Raw genomic sequence first — 16,010 nt, forward strand, 5'->3', positions numbered from 1 at the left:
CGGAAGGCCGGTCGCAACCGAGGAGGTTCTGCAATGCCCCGTCCCCAGCCTCGCCTTCGCGGTGGAGCGATCCGACTCCTGCCCCTTGCCCTGTCGATCTGTGCCTTTCTGCTGCCTGCCGCCGGAGGGGCGGCGGTAGCGGCGGAGACGAGCTTCCATGTGTCCCCCGCCGGCAACGACCGCTGGTCGGGGCGCCTGCCCCAGCCGTCGGCGGACGGTCGCGACGGCCCCTTCGCCACCCCGGCCCGGGCACTGGCGGCGGCGAAGGGCAACGGCCCGGCGACGGTTCGGCTGCATGGCGGAACCTATCGGCTGACGGCGCCGCTGGTGGTTGATGGCTCGCTGGCCGGCCTGCGCCTGATCGCGGCGGAGGGCGAGGAGCCGGTGCTGTCGGGCGGCGAGCCGGTGGGCGGCGCGCAGCCGGCGAACGGCCTGCTGTCGGCGCCGCTGGCGCGCGATCCGGGATTGGACGTGTCCATCGGCGGGCAGCGGCTCGATGCGGCGCGCAGCGGCGATTTCACGCCCGGCGACCCGCGCAGCGGCTGGTTCCCGGCGAAGGCCGTCCAGTCAGATTCCAAGAGGCCCGGGAGCAGGCGGCAGATGCGGCTGCCGCCCGGGGTGCTGAAGGCCGGCTGGGCCGGGCCGGGGGTGCGGGCGCAGGCGCTGGACCGCGAACGGCTGTCCGACGACCTGCTGGGCGTCGCCTCCGCCGATCCGGGCGGGCTGCTGACCCTCGACGGCGATGGGCAGTATCCCTACCGCGACGGCTCCACCGTCAGGCTGCTTGGCCATCCCGACTTCCTGAGGCGGCCTGGCGAATTCGCCTGGGACGCCAGGGCAAAGCGGCTGCTGGTGAAGCCGCCGGCCGGGCTGGGCACCGGGCTAGAGGGCGGGCGGGCGGAGCTGGTGGTGGCGCGGCAGGCGACGCTGCTGCGGCTGGACAACGCCCGTGACGTGACGGTGCAGGGGCTGAGCTTCGCCGACGTGCCGTGGGACGGCAGCGCCGTGCTGGCCAAGGGCGGCAGCGGCCTGCGCATCGCCGGCAACCGCTTCGCCCTGGTCGGCACCGCGGTGACGCTGGACGGCGCCGTCCGCAGCGAGGTGTCGGGCAACCGGATGGAGCATCTCGGCCGCAGCGGCGTCCTGCTGGCGCCGGGCAGCCGCGACAACCGCGTCCTCGCCAACCGCATCAGCGACATCGGCGAGGTGCGCTTCTTCGGCGGCGGGGTGATGGCGGCCGGCATCAGCGGCACGCTGATCGCCCACAACGACATCCGCCGCGCCGCGCGCTACGGCATCTCGATCAAGAACTGGAACCCGCAGACGGTGAACAGCGACAACATCGTCGAGTTCAACCGCATCCGCGACACCGCCCGCCAGACCGCCGACGCCGGCGCCATCGAGATGCTGGGCCGCAGCGGCAACGACACCCGCAGCATCGTCCGCTTCAACGATATCCGCGACAGCGGCGGGCTGGCCACCGACGCGCAGGGGCGCTGGCTGGTCCGCTACAAGGGCTTCGGCATTTATCTGGACGACATGACCAGCGGCGTGACGGTGCAGGGCAACCTGCTGGAGAACACCGGCGCCGCCGCCATCTTCCTGCATGGCGGCGACAACAACCGGGTGTCGGACAACGTCACCCTGATGCCCGATGCCAAGGACCGCTTCCTGCGGCTGGAATGGGTGCCCAGCGCCGGCAAGGCCGGGCTGATGCACGGCAACGTCGCCAACGGCAACGTGGTGGCGGGGCCGTCGCCGAAGGACCAGCTCGTCACCAGCCTGACCGGCGGCGAGTTCCGCATGGAGGACAACCGGCTGGAGACTGCGGCGCCCGATGCAGGGGCGCCGGAGGCGGCTGCCGCCGGGGCCAGGATCGCCGGCGGAGCCGCAAGTGCCGCCGCCGCCCCTGCCCCCCGGACCCTGGACCGCCTCCGCGCCCTGAAGAACCTGCCCCTCGACCGCGTCGGGCCGGAGGGGATGCGGCAATAAAAAACCCCCTCTCCCGGGGCGGGAGAGGGGGTCGAACATGCGTCTATCCTTACGCGGTCGCCGGGCGGGCGAGTGCCGGGGGGATGTCCGTCGGTTCCATCAGGGGAACGGCGACGGTCGGGGCCTTCCAGGCCAGGCTGTCGAAGGCGCCGCAATGGCCGCACAGCCCGCCCCAATTGTGGCTGACCGCCCCACAGGAGCCGCAGGTCCACACCGGGTCTTCCGGCGCGTTGGCGGCCTTGGCCAGCCAGTCCTTCGCAGCATCCTCGTCATGGCGCTCGCCACGCTCGAGCTCGGCCATCAGCCGGTAGGCGCGGCGGGTCGGGCCGATCTCCATCGCGCGGTTCAGGTGCTGGCGCGCCTCACCCCACAGCTGGGCGTCGATCGCGGCGCGGGCGACCGCCAGATGCGATTCGGCCGAGTCGGGCGACTGCCGCAGCAGCTTCTGGAACAGCCGGACGCGGGTCAGCGCGTCGTAGCTGGCGATGATGCCGCGGTAGACCTCGGCCAGCTCCGGATGCGGCGACTGCCGCCATGCCCGCTCCACCACCTTGGCGGCCGGCTTCAGCCGGTCGGCGGCGACCTGCAGGCGGGCGAGCCGCACCGCGGCGGGGACGAAGCCCGGCATCAGGTCGTGCGCCGCCTGGGCGTGCGACAGGGCGGCGTCGGCCCGGCCGCGGCGTTCCGCCTCGAAGCTGCGCTCCAGCAGCAGGACGGCGCGGTGGCGGCGGCCCTCCTCGGTCGGGATGGCCCCGGCCTGGATCGCCTGCTGCAGCGTGCCTTCGGCCGCAGCCCAGTCGCCGGCCCGCGCCTCCAGGTCATAGAGCGTGCCGAGCAGCCACGGCGTGTCGGGCTGGAGCCCGCGCGCCTTGCGGGCGAGGGTCAGCGCCTCCACCCGGTCGCCCGACTTGATCGCCTGGGTCAGCAGCCCGCGCATGCCGAGGAAGGCCGTCTCCGGCCGCTCCAGCATGGCATGGAAATACTGCTTGGCGGCGCGCTCGTCGCCCTGGAGCTGGGCGGCCTGGGCCGACAGCAGCATGGTCAGCGGCGGCTCGTTCAGCAGCCCGTCGGCCTTGCGCGCCATCTTGCGCGCGGTCGGCGCGTCGCCGGCGGCGATCGCGACCATGCCCTGGGTCAGGGCGCGGTAGCCGCGTTCGCGGCGGCGGGCCCGGCTGTGGCGGCGGATGCGCTGCGGCGTGCGGATCAGGCCGCGCAGCAGGCGGTAGCCCAGCGCCGCGATGCCCAGCGCCGCCAGCCCGACCAGCAGCGCGACCCAGAAGGGCGCCTCGACGGCATAGCCCAGCCAATGGACGCTGACGGTGCCGGGACGGTCGGCCAGCCAGATCGCGGCGGCGATGACGACCGCGACCTTCAGAAGGAACCAGAGGGCGCGGATCATTGGGCGGCCCCTTTCCCGCCGGCGGCGGTGGTCATCAGGGCGATGGCACGGTCGTTCAGCTGGCGCACCGCCTGATCGGCGGCCAGACGCGCCTTGGCGTCGGCCAGCCAGGGGGCGGCGGCCTGGGCGGCCGGACCCTGCAGGGCCGACAGCTCCTCGACCGCCTTGCCGAGATTGCCGGCGGAGAGAGCGGCCTCGGCACGGGCGACGATGGCGTCGTCGGTGGTGCCGACCACCCCGCCGCCCTCGCGGCGCACGGTGACCAGGGTCGACAGCTTGCCGACCGCCGAGTCGATCCAGCCGTTGCCCTCGCCGCGGATCCCGGCGCGGACGATCTCGCCAGCCAGCGGCTGGAAGCGGTCGGTCAGCTGGGCGCGGGTCTGAATGCCCTTGGCGGCATAGGGGGCCACCGCGTCGAGCGGCTGGGACACCCCGGCATCGGCGATGTTGAGCGCGCGGACCGCCTGCAGATCCTGCTGGAACGGCTGGCCGCCCGACAGCGAGGCGCGCAGCTGGCCGGCGGCCAGAACCAGCGCCTGGGCGGCGGTGGCGGCGTCCTGGCGCTTCTCCAGGCCCTGGCTGACGGTCGAGACCTGCTGCTTCAGCGAGTCGACCTCGGTGCGCAGTTCCTGCGCCGCCTGGCTGTTGCCGGAGACGGCGGTGAGCTTCTGTTCCAGCGCGGCGAGGCGGTCGGCCAGCGCCTTCCGGGCGTCGTCGGCGGCAGCGCCGGCGGCGGGATCGGCGGCCGGGCGCTTCTCCAGCGCGTCGATCCGCCCGGTCAGGGCGGTGAGGTCGGCGGCGCTGCCGCCATTGCCGGCCGGTGCGGCGGCCGGGCGCTGCTCCAGCTTGGCGACGCGGTCGACCAGCTGCTGGATCTGCGCGCGCAGGACGGGATCGGCCGGGGCGGCGGCGGTGGAGGTGGCGGCCGGAGCGGCCGGGGACGGCCAGCCGGGCAGGGCGGGGCCCCACCAGGGCGCCGACAGCGCGGCGGCGCCGACCAGCAGGGCGACGATCGACAGCGCGGTGGCGAAGCCGCTGCCGGAGCGCGGCTCGTCGAGATATGAGGGCGTCGGCGCGATGGTCGGGCGCACCGGCTCGGCGTCGGCGGTGCTGCCGTAGCCCGTGCCGCCGGTGGTGCCGCCAGTGGAGCCGGTGGAGGACCAGGGCGTTGCGGAGTCGGACGGCTTGGCGTCCTCCGCCTGCGCCTCTTCGGCCTTCGCCTCCTCCTTGCCGGGTTCGGTCGTCCCGAGCGGCGTGGCGGGCGGGATCAGCGCGTCGGACGCCTGCGGCCCGGCCGGGACATCGGCGCCGGGGATGCTGTCGGCCGGTGCGGCGGCCGGGACCGGCTCCACCACCGGAACGGTGTCGGCGGGCGTGGTGTCGGCGGGTGTGACGTCGGCAGAGGTGGCGTCGGCGGGCGTCACATCGACGGGGGCGGCGGGGGCGGGCGTGACGATGACGGCCGGGGCGGTGTCGGTCTGCCGGTCCTCGCTGGGGGTGGCCGCGTCCAGGTCGGCGTCGTCCAGCTTGATTCGGTGCTTGGCGGCGGCGGCGCGCAGGTCGGCATGGCGGGCCAGCGGGATCGCGCCGCGCTTCTTCCAGCCCTGCACCGTCGTCACCGGGGTGTCCAGCTTGTTGGCCATCGGGCGGATGCCGCCGAAACGTTCGACGATGCGGTCGACCGCCGCATTGCCGGTGCTGGCGCCGTCGCCGTCACGGTCGGTGCCGGGGCGTTCGGAGCCTGGACGAGAGGTCATGGGCTGTACCTTCGGTTCGCTGTTGTTCGTCTTAACGCCACAGCCCCCGGACCGGTCCGCTCATCCTCCGTACGGCCTGCCCGTCCAGCGCGGCGTACCCCGTAGGGGGCGCGCCTGGGATCAGGCCGAACGGCCGGACCGCGCCGGTGTCACCCGGCGGCCGGCAACAGATCGAGCAAGGCGTCCTGCTCCGGCCGGGCCGCCACCCGTACGCTTCGCCACGGCGTCACTCCCTGGTCGCCGTACGCACGGGCAGCCTCCGCGACCGCGGGGCTGAGACAGAACGCGTCGACCGTACGACAACGGTCGACCAGTCCGGCCTCGGCCAGCAGCCTAACAAAGGAGGCCGCGGTACGGGGAGAGAAAAACAACACGCCGGCGATGCCGGACGTACGCAAAAATGTCGCGGTCTCCTCCGACAGGGTGGAAGCGGGTACGGCGTCGTACATCACGCTGCGGTGCAGCGTGAACCCGGCCGCTCCCAGCAGCCCGGCAAGGTCGCCCGCCACCTTGCTTCCCGCCACATGCAGCAGCGTACCTGCCGCCGGATCGCGCAGGAGCCGGACGCGGTCCGCCAGGGCGTACACGTCGCCCGACGCGCTGTCGACGTCGGCGAAGCCGGCCTCGCGCGCTGCCCGGGCCGTGGCGTCGCCGACGGCCTGCACCGGACGGTCGCGCCGGCTCGTACGTTTGGAGTATGCCCGTACGCCATTCGCACTGGTGAACAGCAAAGCCTGTACGTTCGATAGGTCCGGTTCCGGCCCGTCGATCCACACCATCGACAGCATCGGCTCCACCGCCACGGCATGGCCGAGCGCCTCCAGCCGCCGGACCAGAGGCTCGGCGTCCTCCATCGGACGGGTGACAAGAAGGCGCGTACGGCCCTGCCGGGAAGGGGAGGCGTGCTGTTTTTCCGTCATCCGGAAGACCTGCTGTCTTTTCCGCTATCCGGAAAACCCGCCAAGCCGACGGTCAGTGCGGAGCGGCGGCGAAGAAACCGGGGGGCAGCTGCGACCGGATCTCGGCCCCGGCGTCGGCGCCCAGCAACAGGGCCTCGGCGGCCGTGCCGCGGCGTTCGGCCCGGAAGATGCTGCGGCCATCGTGCGACAGCACCTTGGCGCGCAGATGGAGCCGGTCGCCCTCCAGCATCGCCAGCGCGGCGATCGGCGTGCGGCAGGAGCCGTCGAGGGCGGCGAGCAGCGCGCGTTCCGCGGTGACGCGCACCGTCGTCTCCGCGCAGTTCAGCGGCGCCAGCAGGGCGCGGGTGTCGCTGTCGTCGCTGCGGATCTCGATGCCGATGGCGCCCTGGGCGACCGCGGGCAGCATGGTTTCCGGCTCCAGCACCGCGCTGATGCGGCTGGTCAGGCCGAGGCGGCGCAGACCGGCGAGCGCCAGCAGGGTGGCGTCCACCTCCCCGGCGTCGAGCTTGGACAGGCGGGTCTGCACGTTGCCCCGCAGGGGGACGATGGTCAGGTCGGGGCGCAGCTCCAGCACCTGGGCCTGACGGCGCAGGCCGGCGGTGCCGACGACGGCGCCGGCGGGCAGGTCGGCCAGTCCGCCGCCGGAGCGGGCGAAGAAGGCGTCGCGCGGATCCTCGCGCGGCAGGAGGGTGGCGATCTCCAGCCCGTCGGGCAGCTGGGTCGGCACGTCCTTCATCGAATGGACGGCAAGGTCGGCGCGGTTGTCGAACAGCGCCTCCTCCAGCTCCTTGGTGAACAGGCCCTTGCCGCCCGCCTCCGCCAGGGTGCGGTCGAGGATGCGGTCTCCGGTGGTCTTGAAGACGACGATCTCGATGGCGCCGGGGGCGGCCAGATGGGGATGGGCGGCGATCAGGCGGTCGCGGGTTTCATGGGCCTGCGCCAGCGCCAGCGGGCTGCCGCGCGTCCCGATACGGAGCGGGTGGGTCGTCATAGGGCGTGTTCTAGGCGATCCGCACAGCTTTGCAAGGATTCGTCGCCCTGCCATACCGAAGATTGAGACGGATCAAATTTCGTCCGGAGATCCTTGAAAGGGGCGGTGGCCAAAGGGGCGATGACCGACCAGCACGCTGCGCCGGCTGGCGACCGTCCAGGGCGCGCCGTCGAAGTCGCCCTGGACCCGGTCGACCGCCAAGCCGGCGGCGGGCAGCCGCGACCGCAGATCCGCCAGACCGATCATCCGCCAGCCGAAGGCGAAGGGGGTGCTGCGGATCGAGCCGTCGGGCAGCAGCTCGTCATAGCGGCCGGCGATGCGCTGCACCCCGTTGCCGTCCACCGCGCCGGCCCGGGCATGGCGGACCACCGGGTTGCCGGTGCGCGGATGGCGTCGTGGGCGCGAAGGGGCGGGGGCGGGATCGGCGTCCTGCGGCAGGGTCAGCGGGTTCATCACGTCGAGCGCCACCGTGCCGCCGGGAGCGAGATGGCGGGCGACGGCGGCCAGCAGGCGGGCCTCGTGCCTGCCGTCCGGCACCATCATCAGCAGGTTGAAGGGCAGGATCGCCAGCCGGGCGGCAAGCTCCGGCCGGTCGAGGCCGGCGGCGTCCTGCTCCAGGATGTGGACGCGCGCCCGGACCTCCGGCGCCTCGGCGGCCAGCCGGTCGCGCAGCTGGGCCAGCATGCCGGGGTTGACGTCGACCGCCCAGACCTCCGCGCCGGTCCGGGCGAGCGGGATGGTCAGGCGGCCGGTGCCGCAGCCGATCTCCAGCACCGGGCCGCGGTCCGAGGCGCCGGTGGTGCGCGCCAGGCCGGTGTAGAAGGCGACGTCGCCGAGCAGGCCCAGGCGGGCGAGCGTCGCCGCGTCGTCGGCCCGCGCCTCGCCGATCTCCAGCGAGGGATAGTCGGCGTCGTAATAGAGGATGCTGCCGTCGTCGGGCGGGGTGTCGGGGTTCATAACTCGACGCTATACCCGGACGGCCAAGGCCGCTAGTTTGGCGGCATGATCGTTCTTGGAATTGAAACGAGCTGCGACGAGACGGCGGCGGCCGTCGTCACCGACGCGCGCGAGATCCGCGCCGACGTGGTGCTGTCGCAGCTGGACGACCACACGCCCTATGGCGGCGTCGTCCCGGAAATCGCCGCCCGCGCCCATCTGGAACACCTGGACGGGCTGATCCGCCGCGCCATGGCGGAGGCTGGGATCGGCTTCGGCGACCTCGACGCGGTGGCGGCCACCGGCGGGCCGGGGCTGATCGGCGGCGTCATCGTCGGCGTGATGACCGCCAAGGCCATCGCCGCGGCGCGCGGGCTGCCCTTCGTCGCGGTCAACCATCTGGAAGGCCACGCGCTGACCGCGCGGCTGACCGACGACGTCGCCTTTCCCTACCTGCTGCTGCTGGTGTCGGGCGGCCATTGCCAGTTGCTGGCGGTCGAGGGGGTGGGACGCTACCGCCGGCTCGGCACCACCATCGACGATGCGGTGGGCGAGGCGTTCGACAAGACCGCCAAGCTGCTGGGACTGGGATATCCCGGCGGGCCGCTGGTGGAGAAGGCGGCGGCGCGGGCGACCAACCCCGGCCGGTTCGAGCTGCCGCGGCCGATGCTCGGGCGTCCGGGCTGCGATTTCTCCTTCTCCGGGCTGAAGACCGCGGTGCGGCGGCATGTGGAGGAACTGGGCGGCGTTTTGACGGAGGCCGACCGCGACGACCTCGCCGCCGCCTTCCAGGCGACGGTGGCCGAGGTGCTGGCCGACCGCTGCGCCCGCGCCATCCGCCGCTTCAAGGAGGAGCATCCGCAGGGCGGCGCCCTGGTGGTCGCCGGCGGCGTGGCGGCCAACAAGGCGATCCGCGCCCGGCTGGCGACGCTGGCGGAGAAGCACGGCATGCCGTTCGTCGCCCCGCCGCTGCGGCTGTGTACCGACAACGCGGCGATGATCGCCTGGGCCGGCATCGAGCGGTTCCGCCTGGGCGAAAGCGATCCGCTCAGCTTCGCCCCACGGCCGCGCTGGCCGCTGGACCCCACCGCCGTCCCGGCGATCGGGCGTGCCGGGGTCGGGTCGGGGGTGAAGGCGTGACGGGCGCCGGTCTCAATAACAGCTTGCGTGGTCGGCCATGAGCATCGTGTCCTCTCCCCTCCATCGCATCGGCGTCGTCGGCGGCGGCGCCTGGGGCACGGCGCTGGCGCTGGCGGCTCTGCGCGCCGGGCGTGACACGCTCTTGTGGGCGCGCGAGCCGGCGGTGGTGGAGGCGATGGGCATCCGGCGGGAGAACCGCGACTATCTGCCCGGCGTGCCGCTGCCCGACGCGCTGCGCGTCACCGGCGATCTGGTTGAGCTCGGCGGCTGCGACGCGGTGCTGCTGGTGTCGCCGGCCCAGCATGCGCGGACGGTCACGGCGCGGATGGCGCCGCTGCTGAAGCCGGGGGCGCCGGTGGTGGTGTGCGCCAAGGGGATCGAGTTGGACAGCCACGCGCTGATGAGCGAGGCGGTGGCGGCCTCGCTGCCGGGGGGAACGCCGGTGGCGATCCTGTCCGGCCCGACCTTCGCGGCGGAGGTGGCGCGCGGGCTGCCGACGGCGGTGACGCTGGCCTGTGCGGACGAGGAGCTCGGCGCGGCGCTGGTGGCGGCGCTGGGCAGCCGGACCTTCCGGCCCTACCGCTCTGACGACGTCGTCGGCTCGCAGGTCGGCGGGGCGGTCAAGAATGTGCTGGCCATAGCCTGCGGCGTGGTCGAGGGGCGGCGGCTGGGCGACAACGCGCGCGCCGCGCTGATCACCCGCGGGCTGGCGGAGATCACCCGGCTGGCGCTGGCGCTGGGCGGCCGGGCGGAGACGCTGATGGGGCTGTCGGGGCTTGGCGACCTGACGCTGACCTGCTCCAGCCTGCAGTCGCGCAACATGTCGCTGGGGGCGGCGCTGGGCGAGGGCAAGGCACTGGCCGACATCCTGGCCGTCCGCCGGTCGGTGGCGGAGGGCGTCTATACCGCCGCCGCGGTGGTCGGGCTGGCGGCGAAGCTGGGTGTCGACATGCCGATCTGCGGCGCGGTCGACGCCATCCTGAACCGCGGCGCCGGGCTGGACGAGACCATCGAGGGGCTGCTGTCCCGGCCCTTCCGCGGCGAGGGATTCTAGGGCTTCCCGGTCCAGCCGTCGGCATGCGCCGGCTCGCTGTCCCGGTCGCGGCAGGCCTCCTCGCGCCAGAGCGCCAGATAATCCTCCAGGCCGCGGCCGGGGAGCTCGTCGAAGCGGCGGTCCAGCGCCGCGAGACTGTCCATGCGGTCGATGCGGAAGCTGCGGAATTCGCCGCGCAGCTCGCACCAGGCGCCCAGCGTCCACACCCGGCCCCAGAAGAACAGGCCCAGCGGCTGGACCGCGCGGGCGGAATTGGTGCCGTCCTGGCGGCGGTAGTCGAACAGCACGACGCGGCGGGCGTTGATGGCGCAGCGCAGCACGTCCATCCGCTCGCGCAAGGGGGCGGGGAAGGAGAAGTCGGGGACGAAGACCCGGCTGTCGGCCAGCTCGCGCCGCCGCGCCTCCGGCACCACCGCCTCGACCTTGTCGAGCGCGCGGGCGGCGGCATCGGCAAGGGCGCCGCCGACCCAGGCACGGGCGAGGCGGGCGCCGACCACCAGCGCCTCCACCTCGTCGCGGGTGAACATCAGCGGCGGCAGGTCGTAGCCGTCGCGCAGCAGATAGCCGACGCCGGCCTCGCCCTCCACCGGCACGCCGGAGGAGGCGAGGTCGCGCATGTCGCGGTAGACGGTGCGTTCCGACACCTCCAGGCACCGCGCCAGCTCGGCAGCCGTCACCAGCCGCCCCTTGCGGAGATGCTGGACGATCTGGAACAGGCGGTCGGCGCGGCGCATGGCGGTGGCGTCCCGGGATAAGGGATCAGTGCATCGAATAGAGGCCGACCCGGTTGCCCTCGCTGTCGATGAACTGTGCGAAATAGCCGATCTCGGGCGTGATCAGCGTTTTCGGCACGACGATGGCCGCACCAGCCTGCTCGGCGCGGGCCAGCGGGGCCGACAGGTCGTCGCCGCCGTTCAGGTAGACGGTGGTGCCGTCGGCGCTGGGCTTGCAGGAGTCGTGTTGGATCAGGCAGCCCTTCACGGCGTCGCCCTCGGCGGGGAAGACGGCCATCTTCATGCCGCTGGGGCAGGGTTCCTGCACCAGGGTGACGGCGAAGACGGTCTCGTAGAAGCGCACGGCGCGGGCGAGGTCGGCGGCGGGGATCTCGAACCAGGTGACGACGTTCGGCGTGTTCATGGAACAGGCTCCTGACGGGAGGAAGGGGGGATGTTCGTGGTTCGTGCCGGCACGCCCCCTTGATAGCACACCCCCTCCTGACAGCGTGATGTCAGGAGCGATCGGCGTCCTCAATGAAAATTGCGCCCCCTGGGAAAGGGCGTTGCCGCGGGGCGGTCCTCGCCGGTCAACTCGGCCAGCCGGTGGGTGAGGTCGATCAGCGATTCGACGCGCAGATGCACCACGCCGTCATGGTTCTGGACCCGGCCGGTGACCGCCATCAACCTTGCGGTCATGACTGCGCGGCGGAAGGTTTCGAAGATGTCGGGCATGACGACGAGATTGGCGATCCCGGTCTCGTCTTCCAGCGTGACGAAGACGACACCCTCGGCGCTGCCCGGCCGCTGTCGCACCAGCACCAGCCCGGCAACGGTCAGCCGCCGGCCATCGCGCGTCTGCGCCAGCCGCTCCGCCGCGGTGACGCCGGGCAGCCCGTCGCGCAGCAGCGCCAGCGGGTGGGCCTTCAGCGACAAGGACAAGCTGCCGTAATCCATCACCACATGCTCGCCCAGCGCCATGGCCGGCAGCGGCGCGTCCGGTTCCTCGGCCATCGGGCCGTCGAGACGGGCGAACAGCGGCAACGGCTGGTCGCCCAGCGCCCGGACTGCCCACAGCGCCGCCCGGCGGTCGAGCCCGACCGAGCGGAAGGCGTCGGCCTTGGCGAGCTTTTCCAGGACGGCGACCGGCAGGCGGGCACGGCGCCACACATCGTAGGGGTCGCGGTAGCCGCCGGCGCGGGAGAGGACGATGACCTTGGCCTGCTCCTCGGTGAAGCCCCTGATCAGGCGGAGGCCGAGGCGGAGGCGCAGCCGGCCCTCTCCAGGAGCGGGAGAGGGAAACTCCTCCACCGCGCAATCCCACCCCGACAGGTTCACGTCGGGCGGCAGGACGGTCACGCCATGCTCGCGCGCGTCGCGGACGATCTGGGCCGGGGCGTAGAACCCCATCGGCTGGCTGTTCAGCAGGGCGGCGGCGAAGATGGCGGGGTGGTGGCGCTTGATCCAGGCCGAGACATAGACCAGCAGGGCGAAGCTGGCGGCGTGGCTTTCGGGGAAGCCGTATTCGCCGAACCCCTCGATCTGGTGGAAACAGCGTTCGGCGAAGGCAGGGTCGCAGCCGTTGGCGGTCATGCCGGCGACGAACTTGTCGTGGAACAGGCGGACCTGCCCCGTCTTGCGGAAAGCGGCCATGGCGCGGCGCAGCCGGTCGGCCTCCTCGGCGGTGAAGCCGGCGCCGACCATGGCGACCTTCATCGCCTGCTCCTGGAACAGCGGCACGCCCAGCGTCCGCTTCAGGACCGGTTCCAGCACCCGCATCGGGTAGGTGATGTCCTCCGCCCCGCTGCGGCGGCGCAGGTAGGGATGCACCATGCCGCCCTGGATCGGGCCGGGGCGGACGATGGCGACCTCGATCACCAGATCGTAGAAGGTCTTCGGCTTCAGCCTTGGCAGCATGCTCATCTGCGCCCGGCTCTCGACCTGGAAGACGCCCAGGCTGTCGGCCCGTCCAAGCATCTCGTAGACCGCCGGATCCTCCTGGGGCAGCGTGGCCAGCGTCCAACGCGTGCCATGCACCTGTTCGATCAGGTCGAAGGCCCGGCGGATGCAGGTCAGCATGCCCAACGCCAACACGTCGACCTTGAGGATGCCCAGCGCGTCGATGTCGTCCTTGTCCCACTCGATGGTGGTGCGGTCCTCCATCGCCGCGTTGGCGACCGGACAGAGGTCGGACAACGGGCCGCGGGTGATGACGAAGCCGCCGACATGCTGCGACAGGTGGCGGGGAAAGCCGATCAGTTCCTGCGCCAGTTCCAGCGTGCGGCCGAGCCTGGGGTCGTCCGGGTCGAAGCCCAGCGACCGGGCACGCTCCGCGTCCACCCCCTGGCCGCTCCAGCCCCAGATCGAGCCGGTCAGCCGTCCCACCAGATCGGCCGACAGTCCCATCGCCTTGCCGACCTCGCGCAGGGCGCCGCGGGCGCGGTAGCGGACGACGGTGGCGGTCAGGCCGGCGCGGTCGCGGCCGTATTTGCGGTAGATGTACTGGATCACCTCCTCGCGCCGCTCATGCTCGAAATCGACGTCGATGTCGGGGGGCTCGTCGCGGGCGGCGGAGATGAAGCGTTCGAACAGCAGCTCGAATTCGGTCGGATCGATCGAGGTGATGCCCAGGCAATAGCAGACGGCGGAGTTGGCGGCGCTGCCCCGCCCCTGGCACAGGATGCCCTCGCCCCTGGCGAAGCGGACGATGTCGTGGACGGTCAGGAAATAGGGGGCGTAGCGCCGGTCGGCGATCAGGGCCAGCTCGCGCTCCACCGTGAGCCGGACCGCATCGGGGATGCCGCCGGGAAAGCGGTCGGACGGGTAGCGCGCCGCTGCCCCCTCCCAGGTCAGCTCCACCAGCCGGCTCTGCGGGTCGCCGCCCTCGGCCACCTCGTCGGGGTACTCGTAGCGCAGTTCGTCCAGCGAGAAGCGGCAGGCGTCGGCGATCTCCGCCGTGCGGGCGACGGCGTCGGGATGGTCGCGGAACAGCCGCATCATCTCGACGCCGGGCTTCAAATGGCGTTCGGCGTTGGCGGACAGCCGCCAGCCGGCCTCGTCGATGGTGGTGTGGTGGCGGATGCAGGTCATCACGTCGGCCAGCGTCCGCCGCCCGGTGCCGTGATAGAGCACGTCGTTGGTGGCGACCAGCGGCACCCGTTCGGCCTCGGCCAGGCCGGCAAGCCAGCCCAGCCGACGCCCGTCGTCGCCGCGATAGCGGTGGCTCGCCGCCAGATGGAGCTGTCCGCGCGCCAGCCCGCCGCGCCAGGCCCGCAGTTCGGCGAGGAAGGCATCGTCGCGGCGGTCGGGGGACAGCAGCAGGAACAGCATGCCGTCGGCATGGGCCAGCACGTCGGCGCGGGTGATGAAGCAGTCCCCCTTCGGCGCCCGCCTCTTGCCCAGCGTCAGCAGCCGCGACAGCCGGGCATAGGCGGCGCGGTCGGTCGGATAGGCCAGCAGGCTGTCGGCGTCGGTCAGGTCGAGCCGGCAGCCGATCAGCGCCCGGATCCCCGCCTTCCTCGCCGCCGCGTGCATCTGCACCACCCCGGCCAGCGAATTGCGGTCCGTCACCCCGACCGCCGCCAGCCCCAGCGCCGCCGCGGTCAATGCCAGCTCGTCGGGCTGCGAGGCGCCTTCCAGGAAGCTGAAACTGGTGGCGACCTGCAATTCGGCGTAGCGGATCATGGCAAGGCTTCCCGGCGCGGGTGGATGGATGCGCCTGGGGATGATAGCCTGAGAATAGGATTTATGTCATCTCCGTGGCGGGAGTGTCGGCTGGCGATGCCCCCATCTGACCTCCTCCGCTGGGCGGGGGAGGGGCTATCGCTGCTTTATCAGGTAAGCACTTGATCCCCTCTCCCGCGTGAGGGGGGAAGGGGGCATCGTCAGACGACACTTACCCCAGGTAGGACTCCACGCCCATGATCGTGAAGCCCTTGTTTTCCGGCAGCCGGGCGTTGACCTTCTCCCGCGCCTTCTTCTCGTCCAGCGCCCAGACCAGGACGCGGCGGCCGCGCTTCCAGCTGCCCAGCGCCGCGGTTGTGAGGTTGGCGTTGACGCGGGAGGCATATTCGATGTTGACCACCCGCAGCAGCCAGCCCTCGTCCTGTGGCGTGCGCCGGTCGTCCAGGACATAGACGCGGCGGTCGGCCGCGTCGGCGGCCTTCAGGCGCTGTTCCAGATCCTCGCAACCCAGTTCGGCCATCGTCTTTCGGCGGCGGGCCTCGCGCAGGTCGTGGGCCTGGCGCAGGGTGACGCGGGCGATCTTCTTGATCCGCTCGACCTGCGCCTGCTTGCGGGAAACGGCGGTGGCGATCCGTTCCTCCGACGTCTTCAGGCGGCGCAGCGCCAGCAGGAGCGACACGGCGAGCGAGGCGAAGCCGACCAGTCCGGCGAAGACATAGGGCATGGCGTCCATTCGCGTGTTTCCTCTCACCCGGCCTTCGCGATCGGCGTGTCGGCGGACAGGAACTCCTGCATCCGGGTCACCGCATAGCCGAAGGCTGGGGGATAGCGCCGCTCGATCTCCGTCCGCGCCTCCGCCATCGACCGGGCCCAGACCTCGACGGTCTGCGGCTGGGCCCAGCTGGCGTCGATCAGGGCGTGCTGGCTCTGCTGCATGCTGGCGGTGCCGACATATTTGTTCACGATCATGGCGACATAGCAGGGGCAGCCATGGACCTCCTCGCCGATCAGGCGGACCAGCCGTTCGCCTGACTGGCGCGACGCCTCGACCTGCCGCTCCATCGCCTTGCGGCGGCGCAGCACATCCTCCACCGCGCCGTCCAGTTCCTTCAGTTCCTGCACCCGACTGGCGCGGCGGGCCTCGAACAGGGACTCCATCTTGGCGCGGCGGGCGATGACGTCGCGCACCCCCTCCGACCCGAGGCGGCGTTCGATCGCACGCTCGCCAAGCACAATGACGAGCTTGCCGATGCCGAACCCCAGGCCCGACAGCCCGAAGGCGGTGATGAGCGCGTTGGTGTAGCTCTGCCACATGTGCTGGTCCCCGGATCGGGAATGCTGTCGATAAGGAGGCATCCGGCGATAGGAGTAGCCCGTGCGCCCCGGCCGTTCAATCGCCGCGCTGCAACGTTATTTGATATGGA

Annotated in this window: 13 protein-coding genes; 3 read left to right on the top strand and 10 right to left on the bottom strand. The window is 72.2% G+C overall.

Annotation, left to right across the window (positions count from 1 at the left end):
* The first annotated feature begins 33 nt into the window (after window positions 1-33).
* Window positions 34-1,992 carry a right-handed parallel beta-helix repeat-containing protein gene (locus AL072_RS06000; protein WP_045581099.1) on the top strand — a complete coding sequence of 653 codons (1,959 nt, stop codon included), beginning with the start codon at window positions 34-36 and terminating at the stop codon, window positions 1,990-1,992.
* A 49-nt stretch (window positions 1,993-2,041) separates the two neighbouring features.
* Here the strand turns inward: AL072_RS06000 and AL072_RS06005 are convergent, their stop codons facing one another.
* The 5 genes from AL072_RS06005 to AL072_RS06025 form a co-directional block, all read right to left on the bottom strand.
* Window positions 2,042-3,391 carry a heme biosynthesis protein HemY gene (locus AL072_RS06005; RefSeq protein ID WP_045581098.1) on the bottom strand — a complete coding sequence of 450 codons (1,350 nt, stop codon included), beginning with the start codon at window positions 3,389-3,391 and terminating at the stop codon, window positions 2,042-2,044.
* A complete protein-coding gene (locus tag AL072_RS34855) occupies window positions 3,388-5,148 on the bottom strand; it encodes a mitofilin family membrane protein (protein WP_045581097.1) in 1,761 nt (586 codons plus the stop codon). Before AL072_RS34855 ends, AL072_RS06005 begins: the two co-directional genes overlap by 4 nt.
* A gap of 149 nt (window positions 5,149-5,297) precedes the next feature.
* On the bottom strand, window positions 5,298-6,068 hold the full coding sequence (locus tag AL072_RS06015) for a uroporphyrinogen-III synthase (RefSeq protein ID WP_045581096.1): 771 nt from the start codon (window positions 6,066-6,068) through the stop codon (window positions 5,298-5,300).
* A 52-nt stretch (window positions 6,069-6,120) separates the two neighbouring features.
* Window positions 6,121-7,059, bottom strand: a complete 939-nt coding sequence (hemC, locus tag AL072_RS06020; protein WP_045581095.1) for a hydroxymethylbilane synthase — start codon at window positions 7,057-7,059, stop codon at window positions 6,121-6,123.
* 72 nt (window positions 7,060-7,131) lie between these two features.
* Window positions 7,132-8,016, bottom strand: a complete 885-nt coding sequence (locus AL072_RS06025; RefSeq protein WP_052709927.1) for a class I SAM-dependent methyltransferase — start codon at window positions 8,014-8,016, stop codon at window positions 7,132-7,134.
* 45 nt (window positions 8,017-8,061) lie between these two features.
* Here AL072_RS06025 and tsaD point away from each other — a divergent pair, with 45 nt between their 5' ends.
* Window positions 8,062-9,135, top strand: a complete 1,074-nt coding sequence (tsaD, locus tag AL072_RS06030) for a tRNA (adenosine(37)-N6)-threonylcarbamoyltransferase complex transferase subunit TsaD (RefSeq protein WP_045581094.1) — start codon at window positions 8,062-8,064, stop codon at window positions 9,133-9,135.
* A 46-nt stretch (window positions 9,136-9,181) separates the two neighbouring features.
* Window positions 9,182-10,189: an NAD(P)H-dependent glycerol-3-phosphate dehydrogenase gene (locus AL072_RS06035; protein ID WP_045582453.1), complete on the top strand. Its 1,008-nt coding sequence runs from the start codon at window positions 9,182-9,184 to the stop codon at window positions 10,187-10,189.
* Here the strand turns inward: AL072_RS06035 and AL072_RS06040 are convergent.
* The 5 genes from AL072_RS06040 to AL072_RS06060 all read right to left on the bottom strand — a co-directional run bounded on the left by AL072_RS06040 (window position 10,186) and on the right by AL072_RS06060 (window position 15,900).
* Complete coding sequence (locus AL072_RS06040; protein ID WP_045581093.1) at window positions 10,186-10,923, bottom strand: helix-turn-helix transcriptional regulator; 738 nt, start codon at window positions 10,921-10,923, stop codon at window positions 10,186-10,188. The two genes, AL072_RS06035 and AL072_RS06040, sit on opposite strands and share 4 nt — an antisense overlap.
* A gap of 25 nt (window positions 10,924-10,948) precedes the next feature.
* Complete coding sequence (locus tag AL072_RS06045; protein WP_045581092.1) at window positions 10,949-11,326, bottom strand: VOC family protein; 378 nt, start codon at window positions 11,324-11,326, stop codon at window positions 10,949-10,951.
* A gap of 110 nt (window positions 11,327-11,436) precedes the next feature.
* Entirely contained in the window at window positions 11,437-14,586 is a 3,150-nt protein-coding gene (locus tag AL072_RS06050) for an error-prone DNA polymerase (RefSeq protein ID WP_045581091.1), read from the bottom strand.
* A 211-nt stretch (window positions 14,587-14,797) separates the two neighbouring features.
* Window positions 14,798-15,319: a hypothetical protein gene (locus tag AL072_RS06055; RefSeq protein WP_045581090.1), complete on the bottom strand. Its 522-nt coding sequence runs from the start codon at window positions 15,317-15,319 to the stop codon at window positions 14,798-14,800.
* Window positions 15,320-15,333: 14 nt separating this feature from the next.
* Window positions 15,334-15,900: a hypothetical protein gene (locus tag AL072_RS06060; protein ID WP_045581089.1), complete on the bottom strand. Its 567-nt coding sequence runs from the start codon at window positions 15,898-15,900 to the stop codon at window positions 15,334-15,336.
* Between the last annotated feature and the right edge of the window lie 110 nt (window positions 15,901-16,010).

It is taken from the genome of Azospirillum thiophilum (assembly GCF_001305595.1).
Lineage (GTDB): Bacteria > Pseudomonadota > Alphaproteobacteria > Azospirillales > Azospirillaceae > Azospirillum > Azospirillum thiophilum.